Raw genomic sequence first — 18,080 nt, 5'->3', positions numbered from 1 at the left:
CTGTTAGAATTGTGCTAAAATTTAGTACAAATCTAAAAAGCTTATCAAGAGCGGCTGAGGGACTGGACCGATGACGCCCGGCAACCTGCGTGTCATGCAAGGTGCCGCATCCAGAAAAATGCACAGCATTTTGAAGATAAGGGCTATACCGGGTCACTGTCTTTCATTCCGCTGGATTGAAAGTTTTTTATATGAAAAAAAGATTGAGGGATAAGACAACCGGCAGAAAACAACAGCTGTTTGATTGTCTCCGGGAGGAGGAAAGGAAAAATGCTAACGTATGACACATGGGAAGAGCCGGCGATTACATTTCCGGAAGACGATTCCTATAAAGGCGCGCTGTCCGTTTTAAAATGGGCATACGGCCACTACGGAGACCAGCTTGTTTACGCGTGCAGCTTCGGGATTGAAGGCATCGTCCTGATCGATTTAATTTCTAAAGTAAAGAAAGACGCGGAAATCGTGTTTCTTGATACGGGTCTTCACTTTAAAGAAACATATGAAACGATCGAAAAAGTGAAAGAGCGTTACCCGGGACTGAACATTATCCTGAAAAAGCCCAGCCTTACTCTTGAAGAACAGGCCGAGGCTCACGGAGATAAACTGTGGGAAAGAGAACCGAACCAGTGCTGCTACATCAGAAAAATTCTGCCGTTAAGAGAAGCGCTCGCGGGACATCCGGCATGGCTGTCCGGTCTTCGCCGGGATCAAGGGCCGAGCCGGGCGAATACGAATTTCCTGAATAAAGACGACAAGTTTCAATCGATTAAAGTATGCCCGCTGATCCATTGGACATGGAAAGACATCTGGAGATATACTTCCAAGCATGAGCTGGATTACAATATCCTCCATGATCAGGGGTATCCGAGCATCGGCTGTGAACCGTGCACTTCACCTGCGTTTACCGCGGAAGATTTGCGGAGCGGCAGATGGAACGGCATGGCGAAAACAGAATGCGGACTGCATGAATAAAGGAGCTGCACGATGGAATTAGCCGCTATTTTATTCTGCCTGTTTTTTGCCATGAATATCGGAGCAAGCGGAGCCGCGGCTTCAATGGGAGTCGCTTATGGGTCCGGCGCCGTTAAAAAGAAAACGTATGCGCTGATCATCTGCGCGGCCGGAGTCCTGTCAGGGGCGGTTATCGGCGGCGGAGAAGTCGTTAAGACGATCAGCGGCGGAATCATTCCCGAACAAACCATTACGCTCACCATTGTCTGCATTATTATCGGATCGGCGGCGCTATCATTATTCACGGCGAATGTGCTCGGCATTCCGCTGTCGACGAGTGAGGTCACTGTCGGGGCGATTGTCGGTGTCGGCGTCGCGTACAAAGTATTGTTTTTACAGCATCTTTTGGTCATCGTGATTTTTTGGGTGCTCGTACCGTTCGTCGCGTTCTGTTTCACGTTTCTCGTCTCGAAGGTATTCAGTTCTCTGAATATTCGAGTCATTTCGAGTCGGAAACAGAAGATTTTAGGGATTGTGCTGCTGATTGCGGGGTTTTGGGAAGCTTTTTCAGCCGGAATGAACAATGTCGCAAATGCGGTAGGCCCTTTGGTTGCTGCGGGCGTGCTCAGCGTGTCCAAAGGAACGCTGTACGGAGGCATCTTTGTCGCTCTCGGCGCTCTGCTTTTAGGACGCAAAGTGCTTGAAACCAACGGGAAAAAGATTACGAGATTTTCAGCCGGAGAAGGCATACTGCTTTCAGGAACCGGCGCGGGGCTTGTCATTATCAGTTCCGTCTTCGGTCTGCCGGTCCCATTGGCGCAAGTCACATCATCATCAATTATCGGTATCGGAATGGCCAAAAACGGGCCGAACGTTTTTCATAAAGAAGTCGTGAAAACGATGCTCAAAGTATGGGTCGTTTCACCGTTTTTGTCACTGTCGATTTCGTATTTGCTTGTCTCCCTGCTGTTAAAAGGAGATTACTATTCCATCTTTATGATGGCCAGCGTGCTTTTGGCAGCTGGCGGAGCTGCCAGTCTGATGAAAGCCATCCGAAAAGAGAAACGCTCTGTCCATGAACAAGGCGGAGGCATTTAACTATTAATCTGAGTTTATTTATCTGTTAACTGGGAGGAATCATGTATTATGAGTTTAGCACCGCACGGAGGAACATTAATTAATCGGGTAAATGAGCAGTATGATCTTACATCCGTCCAAAAAGAAATTGAGCTTGATTTGATTTCGTTCGCTGATTTAGAGCTGATCGGGATCGGGGGGTACAGCCCGATTGAAGGATTTTTCACAGAAAAAGATTACGTGTCAGTCGTTGAAAATATGCGTCTGGCATCCGGGGTTGTCTGGTCCCTGCCGATCACGCTTCCGGTCGATTCAGAAAAAGCGGCTGAGCTTGCCGTCGGCGACACGGTGAAACTGACTTACGGCGGAGAAACATACGGCATAGTCGACATCGAAGATATTTATACGCCGGATAAACAAAAAGAAGCCGTTCACGTATATAAAACCGATGATGCCGCGCATCCGGGCGTGAAAAAATTATTTTCACGCGGCGATACGTATGTCGGCGGGCCGATCACATTAGTTAAAAAAGCGTCAAAGCAGTTTCCTGAGTTTACATTTGAACCTGCCGATACAAGACGAAGCTTCGAAGAAAAGGGCTGGAAAACCATTGTCGGTTTCCAAACGAGAAATCCGGTCCACCGCGCCCACGAATATATCCAAAAAACCGCGCTTGAGACGGTTGACGGCCTGTTTTTGAACCCGCTCGTCGGTGAAACAAAATCAGATGACATTCCGGCGGATGTCAGAATGGAAAGCTACCAGGTGCTGCTCGATCATTATTATCCGAAAGACCGCGTGTTCCTCGGCGTATTTTTGGCGGCTATGCGGTATGCGGGGCCGAGAGAAGCCATTTTCCACGCGCTTGTCCGCAAAAACTACGGCTGCACGCATTTTATCGTCGGCCGCGATCATGCCGGCGTCGGTGATTACTACGGCACATATGAAGCGCAAGAGCTGTTTGATCAATTTACAGCGGATGAACTCGGGATTACACCGATGAAATTCGAGCACAGCTTCTTCTGCCAGAAATGCGGCAACATGGGAACGGCCAAAACATGCCCGCATGACAGAGAAGACCACGTCATTCTGTCAGGAACAAAGGTCAGAGAAATGCTGCGAAGCGGCGTCATGCCGCCGGCGGAATTCAGCCGTCCTGAAGTTGTCGAGGTGTTGATTAAAGGGCTGAAAACGAAAGAAGAAGCAGGCGTTTCTTAAGGAGGAAAATAGAGTGACAAATCGTGATATCGTGTGGCATGAAGCCTCAATAACGAAAGAAGAATACCAGCAGAAAAACAAGCATAAAAGCTCTATCCTCTGGCTGACGGGCTTAAGCGGTTCAGGAAAATCCACGATTGCAAACGCCGCAGCGCGCGAGCTGTTTGAACAAGGCTATCAAGTCATCGTGCTTGATGGTGATAACATCCGCCACGGCTTAAACAAGGACTTAGGTTTTTCCGATGATGACCGCAAGGAAAATATACGCCGCATCGGGGAAGTGGCGAAGCTTTTCGTTCAGCAGGGAACCATCGTCATCACGGCTTTTATTTCTCCGTTCCGTGAGGACAGAGATCAGGTGAGAGAGCTTGTGGCGGAGGGCGAATTTAATGAAATCTATGTGAAATGCGACCTCGATATATGTGAAAAGCGCGATCCGAAAGGTTTATATAAAAAAGCAAGAAATGGTGAAATTCCGTTCTTTACGGGGATCGACTCACCGTATGAAGAGCCGAAAGCGCCTGAGCTCGTACTTGATTCAGGCAAATGTGAACGCGAAGAATGCACCGGAAGACTGGTTGACTTTGTGAAAAACAGCTTAGCATAATAGGTCCAAAAAGGCCGCGCAATCAGCCGGATATCCCCCGCAATGGCGGGATATGGTAAAATAGCTGAAGTGCGGCCTCGCGGCTGTTCTGGGAAGATTTCAAAACGGATCGGGGAGACATGCTATGGGGAAAGTATTTATCGTTGGAGCCGGTCCGGGAGATCCGGACTTATTAACGGTGAAGGCAATGAAAGCCATACAGAAAGCGGACGTTATATTATATGACAGATTGGTAAGCAAAGAGATTTTACAATATGCCGGAGAAGAAGCGGATCTGATTTACTGCGGAAAGCTCCCGGATTTTCACATTATGAAACAGGATACGATCAACCGTTTCCTTGTGAAGTATGCGAAAAAGGGGAAAACCGTTGTAAGGCTCAAGGGAGGCGACCCGTTTGTTTTCGGCCGCGGAGGCGAAGAAGCGGAGGCTCTCGCACAAAACGCCATTCCGTTTGAGATCGTTCCCGGCATTACATCAGGAATCGCGGCTGCTGCTTATGCCGGCATTCCCGTGACGCACAGAGAGGCGAGCTCCAATGTCGCATTCGTTACGGGACATTATAAACAAGAAGACGACTTTGAAGAAAAATGGAAAGCGCTGGCGACGGGCATTGATACGCTGGTGATTTATATGGGAATTAAAAATATCCGGCAGATTGAAAGAATGCTGCTGGAAAACGGCAGAGACGCCGGCACCCCGGCAGCCTTTATTCATTGGGGAACGACGGACAGGCAAAAAACAGTCGTCTGCACCGTCGGCACGCTTTCAGACACAGTGATAAAAGAAGAAATCAAAAACCCGAGCTTAATTGTTATCGGCGATGTCGTCAATTATCACTGCAAACTGGACTGGTATGCATCTGAACAGAAAAATCTGGATTTGAGCGAGGCGTTGTAAATGAAGCAGGCGATTTTATACATCGGGCACGGAAGCAGGCTGAAAAAAGCGCAGACAGAGTCGGCGGCGTTTTTAAAAGGGTGCATGCCGCACGCTGACGTTCCCATTCAGGAAATTTGTTTTTTAGAACTGCAGGAACCTTCTATTGAAGCGGGATTTGAAGCATGTGTCAGACAAGGCGCCACTCATATTGCGGCCGTGCCTTTACTGCTGTTGACCGCTGCCCACGCAAAACATGACATTCCGGCTGAAATCGCCCGTGCGGCGGCCCTGCATCCCGATATAAAAGTGACATATGGTGTTCCGATCGGAGTGGACGATGAAGTCGTAAAAGCGGTGCATCATCGCATTGAAGATACCGGAGTGCCCATTGAGCAGGCGAAAGTGGTGCTGATCGGAAGAGGAAGCACAGATCCGGCAGTTAAAAACGCAGTCAGTGAGATTGCCGGAAAACTTGAGGCGATTACACCTGTTAAAGAAGTCATCCCTTGTTTTTTAACAGCATGTGATCCGCACTATAAAGAAGTGTTTGCCGGCCTTGAAGAGGATGACGGAGCACCCGTTTTTATCGTTCCATATCTTCTGTTTACCGGGCTTTTAATGACTGAGATTGAACGGGAAGTTCAAAAGCTTCAAACGGTCAGTCAAAATGTTCATCTCGCTTCATACTTAGGTTTTCACCCGCATATTAAGCAGGCGTTTTTGAACCGTGTGTCAGAAGCTGTTCGAAACCCCGGCGGTCAGTTTGATTTTAAGGGGGGACAGTATGCTGCCTCTGCACATTAATTTAAGCGGAAAAAGAATTATCATCGCGGGCGGAGGCAATGTTGCCTTAAGAAGGCTCAAAACGGTGCTTCCGGAAGGCGCGGATATTACTGTAATCAGTCCCGATGCCCTGCCCGAAATTAAACAGCTGGCGGATGAAGGGCGCATCCGCTGGGTTTCCCGTAAAATTGAAATGAAGGATCTCGCGCCCGCTTTTTTCATCATTGCCGCGACAAATGACCGCAGCGTGAATCAGGAGATAGCCGCGAGCGCTTCTGAAACGCAGCTGGTCAATTGTGTAAGCGATGCTGAACAGGGCAGCGTGTATATGCCGAAGATCATCCGCAAAGGGCGCATTCAAGTATCCGTATCAACAAGCGGCGCAAGCCCGGCACATACGAAAAGACTGGCTGAGGACTTAGAGCCTCTCATTACTGCTGATTTGGCTGAAGAAGTGGATCGATTATTTGAGAAAAGAAGAAGACCATAAAAAACACCTTGTCTGTCATCAGGGACTGACCCCATAATATGAGACAAACAAAAAACACCTTCAAGTTTGAAAACGGATCGTTGTTATCCGAAATTAGACTTGGAGGTGTTTTTCTATGAGGGCAAGAGTGAGTTATCCGGTTGAAGTCAAACAGAAGGCTGTAGAAATGAGATTGGCGGGCGTGCCTGTGAAGGAGATCATGCAGGAATTGAATATAAAGAATAAGACGCAGGTGCAGACATGGGTCAGGTGGTATAAAGCTGGGGACACACATCGATTCGAACAACCTGTCGGAAAGCAATATTCTTATGGAAAAGGTCCAGAGTATTCTTCCGAATTAGAGAAACTGCAGGCAGAAAATCGTTATCTGAGACAACAGAATGAAGTGTTAAAAAAGTACAACGAATTGGAAAGGAAGCTGATAGCGAAACGCCAGTCGAGCTTGTAGAAGCATTGCGCAGCACAATGACCATAAAGGATATCTGTATTCATTTAGGTATCTCACGAGCATCTTATTATCGTTGGAAGAAGAATCTGATGAAAGATAACCCTAAATACCATTTAGAAAAACAAATCGGCACGTTGTGCCGAGAACACAAGTATCGATATGGCTATCGGAAAATCACAGCCATATTAAAAAAGGGAATGCGTATGAATCATAAAACGGTTCAGCGCATTATGCAGAAGAATCAGTGGCAATGCCGGGTTAAGGTGAAAAAGCGTAAGAAGAATGGGCAGCCATATGCCGTGGCCGAGAATATATTGGATCGGAACTTTCAGTCTGATCGCCCTCTGGAAAAGCTAGTAACGGATATCACATATTTGCCTTATGGGCAGAAACAATTGTATCTTTCCAGTATATTGGATTTATACAATGGAGAAGTGATTGCTTTTACGATTGGCGATAGACAGGACACAGACTTTGTCTTACACACACTTGATCAGCTGCCCGCACTGCCAGAGAACTGTGTGTTACATAGTGACCAAGGTTCTGTTTATACATCTTATGAGTATCAGAAAGCTGTTAAAACAAAAGGCATTACCATGAGCATGTCCCGCAAAGGGACGCCCGCTGATAATGCCTCCATCGAATCGTTTCATTCCTCACTAAAGTCTGAAACGTTCTACCTCGACAGGTTGGAAAGCACTACGACGACCATCGTAGAACAAACTGTCGAAACCTATATACACTATTATAACAACATTCGTATTCAAACGAAACTAAACAACCAGCCGCCGGTCACATACCGACAGCTGGCTGCTTAAAGGTGTTTTGATCCCTGTCTCAAAAACGGGGGTCAGTCCCTCAGGCAGGGTGTTTTTTATACTGTCCTCACAGTCCCCGAATGTGAACAATTCAAAACGAAAGCGGGCAGTTTGAACGGTATATGCCGGCAAGCGGTCAGGATTGCGAAGTGATGCGGAATATCTATCTGATCCCAATGCCGCCTGGATTCCGCCCGCATACAAAGGAAAGGTCAGAGACCCGCCCGGATGTGCTCAGGTGCGGCGAGGGAAGGTGACAGTATCCGCCGCCAAATCAAGGTGTGACCGCTTTAATCAGAGACGGCCCCGGCGGATCAGGCAGACATGACGGGAAACTGATCAGATACTGTATAGATCGGTTCTGACGGCTGGGAGAGTTTCGTCTCCGTTTATACGTAATAAAAACACCTCCAAGCTGAGTGCGGGTTTCAGCTTGGAGGTGCGTTTATTTTTTCAGCCGTATGACAAGGTCGGCATCAGGTGTGACAAATACGGTATGCTGGCTGTCATAGGTGACAAATCCGGGCTTTGCGCCGTTTGGCTTTTTCACGTGTCTGATTTTTGTATAATCAACGGGAACGGAGCCGGAATCTTTCGCCTTGGAAAAATAAGCGGCGATCGCAGCCGCCTCCAGTATGGATTGTTCATCCGGATCGTTGCTTTTAATCACAACGTGGGAACCGGGAATGTCTTTCGTGTGGAACCATAAATCATCCCTTGCGGCAGCTTTTGTCGTTAAGTACTCATTTTGTTTATTGTTTTTGCCGACAAGAATCGTCAATCCCCGTGAAGATTCATATTGCTCCAAAACAGGAACGTGCTGCTTCTGTTTTTTCTGTCCTCGCTGCTGTTTCGGTCGCAGATATTTGCCTTCCACGAGCTCCTCCCTTATTTCGTGAATATCCTTTGTGGAGGCGGAGGAGAGCTGCTGGATCAGCTGATCGAAATAAGCGATTTCCTCCTCAGCCAGACGGATCTGTTCTTTTACCACCTCGACGGAATTCTTCGCCTTTTGATACTTTGTAAAATACATCTGCGCGTTTTCTGACGGTGTTTTGTTCGGATTTAAAGGGATGGTCACTGTCTTACTTTCTTCATCATAATAATTGATGACTTCCGCTTCTTTGTCACCTTTTTTCAGCATATACAAATTCGCCGTCAGCAGTTCGCCGTATAGCTGGAATTCCTTCGCATTTTCTGAGTAGTCGAGCGTCTTTTCCAGCTTTTTTATCTTATTGGAGTTCTTTTTCCGTTCGTTTGCGACAAACCGCTCGAGATCCTGAGCCTGCTGTTTGACGCGGTCGCGTTCCGCCTTGCCGAAATAAAACCGGTCCAACAGCTCACTCAGTGAGTGAAAGGTGCGCTCCTCACCGTTTACATGTGTGAGAGACAGGAGATAAAAGTATTCCTTTCCGCCGGCTGTCGTAATGTTCGGTGTAAACCTGCAATCTTTCACGGCATGGAACATTTCAATCAGCGTCTTCGGCAGCGTTATTTTGTTAGCGAGACCCGCTCTATGCACGGCTTCTTTTGCAAACAGCGGAGAAACACCGGAGAAATGTCTGACGATCTGCTGGTCAAGCCGTCCTTCCTGAAAACTGAGATAACGCAAAACGTCCTCTTCATCCGCGGCAAGCGGCGAAATTTTTTCCTGAGCGGGAGGAAGCTTGTAATCATATCCCGGCAGAACGGTCCGGTAGCTGTTCATCGACGGAGATAAATGCTTCAGTCCGTCGATGATGGCTCCTTCTCCGTCAGTCAGGATAATATTGCTGTGCCGTCCCATAATTTCAACATACAGCGTTCTGACGGTTTCGTCGCCGATTTCATTTCTGCTTTTTATCCGGAATATCATAATCCGGTCTAATCCGGCCTGTTCTATTTTCTCAATAAATCCGCCTTCTATATGCTTTCTGAGCAGCATACAAAACATCGGCGGCTCGCTCGGATTTTCATAGGCCTGGTTTGTCATGTGCACCCGTGAATAGCTCGGATGCGCCGATAATAATAATTTATGGTTTTTTCCGTTAGCGCGGATATGAAATATCACATCATGCTTAAAAGGCTGATGGACTCTCGTAATCCGGCCTCCGGCGATCCGGCTGTTTAATTCATGTGTCATTCCGTATGTAAACATGCCATCAAAAGACATATAAAACACCCTTTCCTTCTTCCTGCATTCGATAATTATAGCATGAAAAGGGACGAGTCAGAATAAGCTTGTTTACAGAGTGACATCTCTAAAGCGAGGCAGGGGAGTGGACGAGAAGAATGAAGTTTCATGAAATGGGACAAACCGATTTGCTGAAAGCAACAAATACGTCCATTAAACAGGGGTTGACCGAAAAAGAGGTGAAAAAACGCCTTGAAAAGCACGGACCGAACGAGCTTCAGGAGGGCAAGAGGACACCGGCGATCGCCGTGTTTTTCGCCCAATTTAAAGATTTTATGGTGCTCGTGCTGCTGGCGGCAACCTTAATATCCGGGTTTTTAGGCGAATATGTAGATGCCGTAGCGATTATGGCGATTGTATTTGTCAATGGGGTTCTCGGTTTTTTTCAAGAGCGGCGTGCGGAAAAGTCTTTACACGCATTAAAAGAGCTGTCAACGCCGTATGTGTCAGCGTTGCGGGACGGGAGCTGGAAGAAAATTCAGTCCAAGGAGCTCGTTCCCGGCGATATCATGAAATTTTCAAGCGGCGACCGGATTGGCGCGGATGTGCGGATCGTTGAAGCGAAAAGCCTTGAAATTGAGGAATCGGCGCTGACCGGGGAATCAATTCCGGTGGTTAAACAAGCTGATAAACTGAGAAAGCCGGATGTTTCGTTAGGCGACATCAGCAATATGGCGTTTATGGGTACGATCGTAACGCGCGGCAGCGGTGTCGGCGTCGTCGTCGGTACAGGAATGAATACGGCAATGGGGAAAATCGCCGATATGCTGGAATCCGCCGGCAGCCTTTCAACACCGCTGCAGCGAAGACTTGAAGAGCTCGGCAAAATTTTAATTATCGTCGCGCTCCTTTTAACGGTATTGGTCGTTGCAGTCGGCGTCTTACAGGGACATGAGCTTTACAGCATGTTTTTGGCCGGGGTGTCATTGGCCGTCGCCGCGATTCCGGAAGGGCTTCCCGCCATTGTTACGGTGGCATTATCAATCGGCGTCCAGCGCATGATCAAACAAAAATCAATTGTCAGAAAGCTTCCGGCGGTTGAAACATTGGGCTGCGCCTCTGTCATTTGTTCTGATAAAACCGGCACGCTGACACAAAACAAAATGACCGTCACCCATATGTGGTCAGGGGGAAAAACATTTAAAGTGTCAGGCATCGGCTATGAGCCGGAGGGCGTTTTCACCCGAGATGAGCGGGAAATCAAGCCGAAAGATGAGAAGATTCTTGAACAGATGCTGGTTTTCGGCGCGTTGTGCAACACATCCGAAATCGCACTGAAAGACGGCCATTATGTACTCGACGGCGATCCGACAGAAGGAGCGCTGCTGACGGCTGCAAGAAAGGGCGGCTATTCAAACGATTGGCTCAGCGGGCACTACCGCGTGGTTGCCGAGTTTCCGTTTGACTCCGTCCGCAAAATGATGACCGTCATTGTAGAGGATCAGGAAAAAAAGCAGTTCGTCATCACTAAAGGAGCGCCCGATGTGCTGATTGACCGCTCGTCACATCTGATGTACGACGCAAGAAGCGCGCCATTTTCAGGAGAAAAGAAAGCAGAAACGGAAGCGGTTCTGAAAGAGCTGGCGTCGCAAGCTTTGCGTACGATCGCGATTGCTTATAAACCGCTTAAGCCCGGAGAAAAGCCGACAATGGAGCAGGCGGAAAAAAATCTGACGATACTCGGCTTGTCAGGCATGATTGATCCGCCCCGTCCGGAGGTCAGACAGGCGATTAAAGAATGCCGTGAAGCCGGCATTAAAACGGTTATGATCACAGGGGATCACGTCGAAACGGCAAAGGCCATTGCAAAAGATTTGCGTCTTCTTCCGAAAAAGGGGCGTGTGATGGACGGCAAGACGCTGAATGAGCTTACGGAGAAAGAACTTATCGAAACGGTCGATGATGTCTACGTCTTCGCACGCGTGTCGCCTGAACATAAATTGAAAATCGTCAAAGCGTTCCAGGAAAACGGACACGTCGTCGCCATGACGGGAGACGGGGTTAATGACGCGCCGGCCATAAAGCAGGCAGATATCGGCGTTGCCATGGGCGTGACGGGAACGGATGTGGCAAAGGAAGCCTCTTCTCTCATTCTGGTAGATGATAACTTTGCTACGATTAAATCAGCCATAAAAGAGGGACGGAATATCTATGAAAATATAAGAAAATTCGTCCGTTATTTGCTCGCCTCCAACGTCGGTGAAATTTTAGTGATGCTGTTTGCGATGCTTCTCGCTCTGCCGCTGCCGCTCGTTCCGATTCAGATATTGTGGGTGAACTTAGTCACTGACGGGCTGCCGGCGATGGCCCTCGGTATGGATCAGCCGGAAGGAGACCTGATGAGGCGGAAGCCGCGGCACCCGAAAGAAGGAGTGTTTGCGAGAAAACTGGGCTGGAAAGTCGTATCAAGAGGGTTTTTAATCGGAGCTGCAACCATTTTAGCGTTTATCATCGTCTATCACCGCAATCCTGAAAATCTGCCCTACGCACAGACCGTTGCATTCGCGACTCTTGTCCTGGCTCAGCTTATACACGTGTTTGACTGCCGGAGCGAAACGTCTGTTTTCTCCCGGAATCCGTTTGAAAATATCTATCTGCTCGGGGCCATCATTTCTTCTATCTTCCTGATGGTCATCGTCATCTATTATCCGCCGCTGCAGCCGATATTCAAAACAGTGCCGATTACGCCGGGCGATTGGATGCTGATTATCGGTATGTCGGGCATACCTACTTTTTTGCTGGCGGGTTCACTTTTGACAAGAAAAAAATAATTCCATATGATATAATCTTAGGGGTAATAGCATGTCTATTGCCCTTTTATTTTGATAACGGGAAAGAATTGGGTGTTTCATATGATACGGAGTATGACAGGCTTCGGCAGCGCAAGCAGCACAAAAGGCGATCTCTCGGCAACCGTTGAATTGAAATCCGTCAATTACCGGTTCAAAGAAGTGAACGCCCGCCTGCCACGGCCTTTGCTATATGTAGAGGATAAGCTGAAACAAACGATATTGCAGCATATACAGCGCGGAAGAGTAGAGCTGTTTCTCACTGTAAACAGTGACGCGCTCATAAAAAGAAGCCTGAACATCGATTGGGAGCTCCTTGATGAATATGTGAGCGCCGCACGCGTCATGAAAGAGCGCTACAGCCTGGCCGCAGAACCCGATGCAATGGAGTTCTTTAAATTTGAACATATTGCGCAGATACACGAAGAACAGATGCGTGATGACAAGCTTGAAGAAGTCATCAGGGAAGCCGCTGAGCTGGCTGTAAAGGAACTTTGTGACATGAGGGAAAAAGAAGGACGGCTTTTGGCGGAAGACTGCTTTCTGCACATCGAGCGGCTTGAGACGCTGTCCGAACAGGTGAAAGAGCGCGCTTCGGCCGTTGTTATTCAATACCGCGAGCGTCTTTACGCCCGAATGAAGGAATGGACGGAGGATGCGCTCGACGAAAGCAGGCTGATCACGGAATGCGCCATTTTCGCCGATCGTTCTGATATAACGGAAGAAATTACCAGGTTGAAGAGCCATTTTGTTCAATTCCGTGATATATTAAAAGAAGGCGGGGCAGTCGGCCGCAAACTTGATTTCCTTGTTCAGGAGCTTAACCGAGAAGCGAACACGATCGGCTCAAAAGCCAATGATCATCAAATCACAAAGCTTGTCGTTGAAATGAAAAGTTCTATTGAAAAATTGAAGGAACAAGTGCAAAATATAGAATAGCGACTGTGCGTATTGTTTACAGACGGCCTCTTCAGGTTACACTAGAGACGTCTATTTTACAGGGGGAACGTAGAAGATGACGATTAAACTGATTAATATCGGATTTGGCAATATCATCTCCGCCAATCGGATGATTTCGATTGTCAGCCCGGAGTCTGCGCCAATAAAGCGAATGATCCAGGATGCAAGAGACCGCGGAATGCTAATAGACGCTACATACGGACGAAGAACCCGTGCAGTTGTCGTCATGGATAGTGATCACATTATCTTATCTGCCGTCCAGCCTGAGACAGTTGCACACAGACTTTCTGTGAAAGAAGAAATTATGGATGAAGGGCAGGGGTAATTGCCGCATGAAAGAAAGAGGGTTATTAATCGTTCTCTCAGGTCCCTCCGGAGTTGGAAAAGGAACGGTTCGGCAAGCAATATTTTCACAACAGGACACGAAATTTGAATACTCAATTTCAGTCACGACGAGAAACCCGAGAGAGGGCGAAGTCGATGGCGTCGATTATTTCTTTAAATCTAGAGATGAATTCGAACGCATGATTGAAAACAACAAACTGCTTGAGTGGGCAGAATATGTCGGCAACTATTACGGGACGCCCGTTGATTATGTCGAACAGACGCTTCAAGAAGGAAAAGACGTCTTCTTAGAGATTGAAGTGCAGGGCGCGCTCCAAGTGCGGAATGCATTTCCGGAAGGCCTGTTTATCTTCTTAGCGCCGCCGAGTCTTTCTGAGCTGAAAAACAGAATCGTGACAAGAGGAACTGAAACCGACGATTTAATCGAAAACAGAATGAATGCCGCAAAAGCTGAAATCGAAATGATGGACGCGTATGATTATGTCGTTGAAAACGACGATATCCAAACGGCTTGTGATAAGATTAACGCAATCGTTCTCGCCGAGCACTTAAAACGTGAACGCGTCGCTCCGAGATATAAGAAAATGCTGGAGGTAGAATAACTTATGTTAGATCCGTCAATTGACTCTTTAATGAATAAATTAGATTCTAAATATACGCTGGTGACCGTGTCTGCAAGACGCGCGCGTGAAATGCAGATCAAAAAAGACCAGCAGATTGAACATACCATTTCTCACAAATATGTAGGCAAAGCTTTAGAAGAAATTGACGCGGGCCTGCTTTCGTTTGAAAGAGAAGACAGCGAATAACAAGCACACGTAGCAACCTATCTCTACATAGGTTGTTATTTTTTTCCGTTTGGGATTTGTCCAATGCTTTCATAAAGGGGAGAAGACTTCATGAAAAACCGAAACATTTTGCTATGCGTAAGCGGAGGAATTGCCGTTTATAAAGCTTCCGCACTCACGAGCAAGCTGGTTCAGGCCGGCGCAAACGTCAAAGTGATTATGACTGAGTCCGCGCGTGAGTTTGTTTCTCCGCTGACATTTCAGGCGCTGAGCCGGAATGAAGTATATACAGATACATTTAATGAACAAAATCCGAAGGTGATTTCTCATATTGATGCCGCTGACTGGGCGGATTTAATTATTGTCGCGCCCGCTACGGCAAATATCATCGGCAAGCTTGCCAACGGAATTGCTGACGATATGCTCACAACGACGGTGCTGGCGGCTGAGGCCCCGGTCTGGGTGGCGCCTGCGATGAATGTCCATATGTATGATCATCCGGCGGTGAAACGGAACATCTCTGTGCTTTATCAGGACGGGGTCCGCTTTATCGAACCGAGTGAAGGCTATTTGGCATGCGGATATGTCGGCAAAGGAAGGCTGGAGGAGCCGGAGCTTATTGTTGAGCGTGTCAGAGAGCATTTTAAGGAGCCTGAAAACGATGCGCCGCTGAAAGGAAAACATATTGTCATTACAGCCGGTCCGACGCGCGAAGCCGTGGACCCTGTCCGCTTCTTCACAAATAAATCCACCGGCAAAATGGGCTACGCCGCTGCTGAAGCCGCTGTCCGTCTCGGGGCGCGGGTGACGCTGATTTCAGGCCCGGTGTCAATAGAGCCGCCAGTCGGGCTGTATCAGTTTCTTCCTGTGCAATCGGCAGCCGATATGAGAGAAGCCGTGCTTTCTGTGTTTGATTCATGCGACATGGTGATTAAGACGGCGGCCGTGGCCGATTTTACGCCGGCGGCTGTTTCTGATCACAAAATGAAGAAGAAAGACGGTTCGCTCGTGATCGAATTCAACCGTACGGCAGACATACTGAAAGAACTCGGCGAACGGAAAACACACCAGCTGCTGGTCGGTTTTGCGGCTGAAACGCAAGACGTCGAACGCTATGCGCGCAGAAAACTCGAACAGAAAAACCTTGATATGATCGTTGCGAATGATGTGAAAGCAGAAGGGGCCGGATTTGGCACGGATACGAATGTCGTCACCTTCTATTTCCGGGACGGAAGAAAACGGGAGCTTGCGCTTATGTCTAAACTTGACGTTTCCTTTGAAATGCTGAAGGAAATGACCGCTTTGAAAGCCGAGGACCGAAAACCCGTATGAATGTAGCAGAAGTCATTGTCGATGTCAGCTCCAAAAACATTGACAGACCCTTTGATTACAAAATTCCCGATCATTTAAAAGGGATGATCGAAGTCGGCATGCGGGTGATTGTCCCGTTTGGCCCGCGCAAGCTTCAAGGATTTGTGACCGGTTTGAAAGATTCGTCTGAATTAAACGGCGGCTCAATGAAGGAAGTCGAGAAGCTTCTTGATTTGACGCCCGTTCTGACTGAGGAACTGATGCAGCTGTCTTCATGGCTTTCTGACAAAACGCTGTCGTTTAAAATCACGGCGCTTCAGGCAATGCTGCCCGCCGCACTGAAGGCGAAGTACGAGAAAGAGCTGAAAGTCGTTGACGAAGAAGCGCTGACACCGGACATCAAACAGCTTTTCAGGAATCAAAAAAGTCTTCTGTACTCGGATATTACCGATGAAAGCATTCTTTCGTCACTTCAAAAATTCGTGCGCAAAGGAAGCATTGATGTCACATATAAAGTCGCCCAAAAAACGAATAAAAAAATGATCCGCATGATCGAAGCGGGGGCGGACAAAGAAGAACTCGCCCGGCACGCAGATTCATTGACAAAGCAGGCTTCTAAACAGCTCGCCGTGCTTACTTATTTTATCGGCGGGGGAGCAAAGATTTCCGCGGCCGAGCTTTGCAAAAAGACCGATTCCAGTTCCGCGACGCTGAAAACGCTTCTTAAAAAGGGGCTTCTTACGGAAAGCTTTGAGGAGGTTTACCGCGATCCTTATCAGGACAGAATGTTCAAAAAAACAGAGCCGCTCTCTCTTACAGAAGAGCAGCAGGCCGCTTTTGAGCCGATTAAACAAGCTGTAGCCGATCATGTCCATCATGTCTTTCTGCTTCACGGCGTCACAGGAAGCGGCAAAACGGAAATTTACCTGCAATCCATTGAAAAAGTGCTGGCAAAAGGACAAGAAGCCATCGTGCTCGTTCCGGAAATCTCGTTGACACCGCAAATGGTCAACCGTTTTAAAGGCCGTTTCGGCTCACAGGTTGCGGTCATGCACAGCGGATTATCCACAGGTGAAAAATACGATGAATGGCGGAAGATTCAGCGCAAGGAAGTCCGGCTTGTCGTCGGAGCCAGATCGGCCATCTTTGCCCCGTTTGAAAATCTCGGCATGATCATTATTGATGAAGAGCACGAATCTTCCTATAAGCAGGAGGAAATGCCGCGGTATCATGCAAAGGACGTAGCCATCCGCCGGGCCGAGCATCACAGCTGTCCGGTCGTCCTCGGGAGCGCCACGCCGACATTGGAGTCATTTGCGCGGGCGAAAAAAGGCGTTTATGAGCTGCTTCCATTAAAACATCGCGTAAATCGCCAGCTCATGCCTGACGTTTCTCTCGTTGATATGAGAGAAGAACTGAGAAACGGCAACAGATCAATGTTTTCAAGAGAACTGATGGAACAGCTGGAAGAGAAGCTTGCAAAAAAAGAGCAGGCCGTCCTTTTTCTGAATAAACGGGGGTATTCCTCGTTTGTGATGTGCCGGGACTGCGGTTATGTGCCGCAATGTCCGCATTGCGACATTTCGATGACTTATCACCGCTACGGACAAAGGCTGAAATGCCATTACTGCGGCCATGAGGAACCTGTCCCGGGAACATGCCCGGAATGCGGCAGCGAACATATCCGCTTTTTCGGCACGGGAACGCAGCGTGTGGAGGAGGAGCTTACCAAAGTGCTGCCTCAGGCGCGCGTGATCAGGATGGATGTGGACACCACTTCAAGAAAAGGCGCCCATGAAAAACTGTTGTCAGCGTTCGGTGAAGGGAAGGCGGATATCCTGCTCGGTACGCAAATGATCGCAAAAGGGCTTGATTTTCCGAACGTGACGCTCGTCGGAGTATTAAGCGCAGATACGACGCTTCACATCCCTGATTTCAGGGCCGCGGAGAAGACATTCCAGCTGCTGACGCAGGTAAGCGGCCGGGCCGGGCGGCATGAAAAGCCGGGAACGGTGGTCATTCAAACGTATACACCGTCTCATTACAGCATTCAGCTGACGAAAACGCACGACTATGAAACTTTTTTTCAGCAGGAAATGGCGCACAGAAGGGCCCAGTCATACCCGCCTTATTATTACGTGGCGCTGGTGACCGTTTCTCATGAAGAAGCGGCAAAAGCCGCGGTCACCGCAGAAAAGATTACAAACTATTTAAGGGCGGGATGCGGGCCTGATACGAAAATTCTCGGGCCGGCGGCTTCCCCGATCGCCAGGATCAAAGATAGATATCGCTATCAATGCGTGATAAAATACAGACAGGAAAACGAGTTGCAGATTCAGTTGAAAAAGATACTGGAGCACTATAAACGCGACATTGCGCAAAAGCATGTCATGATTTCAATCGATATGAATCCGTACATGCTGATGTAACATTAGTTTTTGG

General features: G+C 48.2%; 16 protein-coding genes and 1 riboswitch. Of the genes, 15 read left to right on the top strand and 1 reads right to left on the bottom strand.

All coding sequences use genetic code 11. From position 1 onward, the window contains the following. The first annotated feature begins 38 nt into the window (after positions 1 to 38). Positions 39 to 143, top strand: a riboswitch (SAM riboswitch). A gap of 127 nt (positions 144 to 270) precedes the next feature. From ABK447_RS12755 to ABK447_RS12720, 8 genes are all read left to right on the top strand, one after another. Next, a complete protein-coding gene (locus tag ABK447_RS12755; protein WP_003154369.1) occupies positions 271 to 972 on the top strand; it encodes a phosphoadenylyl-sulfate reductase in 702 nt (233 codons plus the stop codon). A gap of 12 nt (positions 973 to 984) precedes the next feature. Continuing rightward, positions 985 to 2,049, top strand: coding sequence for an inorganic phosphate transporter (locus ABK447_RS12750; RefSeq protein ID WP_015239832.1), 1,065 nt, complete (start codon positions 985 to 987; stop codon positions 2,047 to 2,049). A 48-nt stretch (positions 2,050 to 2,097) separates the two neighbouring features. Further along, positions 2,098 to 3,246, top strand: a complete 1,149-nt coding sequence (gene sat / locus ABK447_RS12745) for a sulfate adenylyltransferase (protein WP_061581574.1) — start codon at positions 2,098 to 2,100, stop codon at positions 3,244 to 3,246. 13 nt (positions 3,247 to 3,259) lie between these two features. After that, positions 3,260 to 3,853 carry an adenylyl-sulfate kinase gene (gene cysC / locus ABK447_RS12740; RefSeq protein WP_007611313.1) on the top strand — a complete coding sequence of 198 codons (594 nt, stop codon included), beginning with the start codon at positions 3,260 to 3,262 and terminating at the stop codon, positions 3,851 to 3,853. Between the two features lie 124 nt (positions 3,854 to 3,977). Then, positions 3,978 to 4,751: a uroporphyrinogen-III C-methyltransferase gene (gene cobA, locus ABK447_RS12735; RefSeq protein WP_007409740.1), complete on the top strand. Its 774-nt coding sequence runs from the start codon at positions 3,978 to 3,980 to the stop codon at positions 4,749 to 4,751. Continuing rightward, positions 4,752 to 5,537, top strand: coding sequence for a sirohydrochlorin chelatase (locus ABK447_RS12730; RefSeq protein WP_043021070.1), 786 nt, complete (start codon positions 4,752 to 4,754; stop codon positions 5,535 to 5,537). Then, entirely contained in the window at positions 5,518 to 6,006 is a 489-nt protein-coding gene (locus ABK447_RS12725; RefSeq protein WP_076424117.1) for a bifunctional precorrin-2 dehydrogenase/sirohydrochlorin ferrochelatase, read from the top strand. Before ABK447_RS12730 ends, ABK447_RS12725 begins: the two co-directional genes overlap by 20 nt. 115 nt (positions 6,007 to 6,121) lie before the next feature. Continuing rightward, a protein-coding gene (locus ABK447_RS12720) for an IS3 family transposase (protein WP_094031235.1) occupies positions 6,122 to 7,272 on the top strand; the annotation gives its coding sequence in 2 pieces (ribosomal slippage) (positions 6,122 to 6,395 and positions 6,395 to 7,272; 1,152 coding nt in all). Positions 7,273 to 7,717: 445 nt separating this feature from the next. Here the strand turns inward: ABK447_RS12720 and ABK447_RS12715 are convergent. Further along, the gene (locus ABK447_RS12715) at positions 7,718 to 9,424 is read right to left on the bottom strand and encodes an NFACT RNA binding domain-containing protein (RefSeq protein ID WP_100001718.1); all 1,707 of its coding nucleotides are present in this window, start codon (positions 9,422 to 9,424) and stop codon (positions 7,718 to 7,720) included. A 119-nt stretch (positions 9,425 to 9,543) separates the two neighbouring features. Between ABK447_RS12715 and ABK447_RS12710 the strand changes: the two genes are divergently transcribed. The 7 genes from ABK447_RS12710 (at position 9,544) to priA (ending at position 18,067) form a co-directional block, all read left to right on the top strand. After that, entirely contained in the window at positions 9,544 to 12,216 is a 2,673-nt protein-coding gene (locus ABK447_RS12710) for a calcium-translocating P-type ATPase, SERCA-type (RefSeq protein ID WP_025284709.1), read from the top strand. 81 nt (positions 12,217 to 12,297) lie between these two features. Further along, a complete protein-coding gene (locus ABK447_RS12705; protein WP_007409745.1) occupies positions 12,298 to 13,173 on the top strand; it encodes a YicC/YloC family endoribonuclease in 876 nt (291 codons plus the stop codon). Between the two features lie 76 nt (positions 13,174 to 13,249). Continuing rightward, a complete protein-coding gene (gene remA, locus ABK447_RS12700) occupies positions 13,250 to 13,519 on the top strand; it encodes an extracellular matrix/biofilm regulator RemA (RefSeq protein ID WP_003154355.1) in 270 nt (89 codons plus the stop codon). 7 nt (positions 13,520 to 13,526) lie between these two features. After that, complete coding sequence (gene gmk, locus ABK447_RS12695; RefSeq protein ID WP_003154347.1) at positions 13,527 to 14,141, top strand: guanylate kinase; 615 nt, start codon at positions 13,527 to 13,529, stop codon at positions 14,139 to 14,141. Between the two features lie 3 nt (positions 14,142 to 14,144). After that, a complete protein-coding gene (gene rpoZ / locus ABK447_RS12690) occupies positions 14,145 to 14,348 on the top strand; it encodes a DNA-directed RNA polymerase subunit omega (protein ID WP_003154346.1) in 204 nt (67 codons plus the stop codon). Between the two features lie 90 nt (positions 14,349 to 14,438). After that, entirely contained in the window at positions 14,439 to 15,659 is a 1,221-nt protein-coding gene (gene coaBC / locus ABK447_RS12685) for a bifunctional phosphopantothenoylcysteine decarboxylase/phosphopantothenate--cysteine ligase CoaBC (RefSeq protein ID WP_100001421.1), read from the top strand. Continuing rightward, on the top strand, positions 15,656 to 18,067 hold the full coding sequence (gene priA, locus ABK447_RS12680) for a primosomal protein N' (RefSeq protein ID WP_039063083.1): 2,412 nt from the start codon (positions 15,656 to 15,658) through the stop codon (positions 18,065 to 18,067). The genes coaBC and priA overlap by 4 nt, the downstream gene beginning before the upstream one ends. Positions 18,068 to 18,080: the final 13 nt, after the last annotated feature.

Origin of the sequence: Bacillus sp. hwrm1, from assembly GCF_040207805.1 — a bacterium.
Classification (GTDB): domain Bacteria; phylum Bacillota; class Bacilli; order Bacillales; family Bacillaceae; genus Bacillus; species Bacillus velezensis.
The sequence above is the reverse complement of the archived record's forward strand: the minus strand, read 5'-3'. Positions and strand labels throughout refer to the sequence as shown.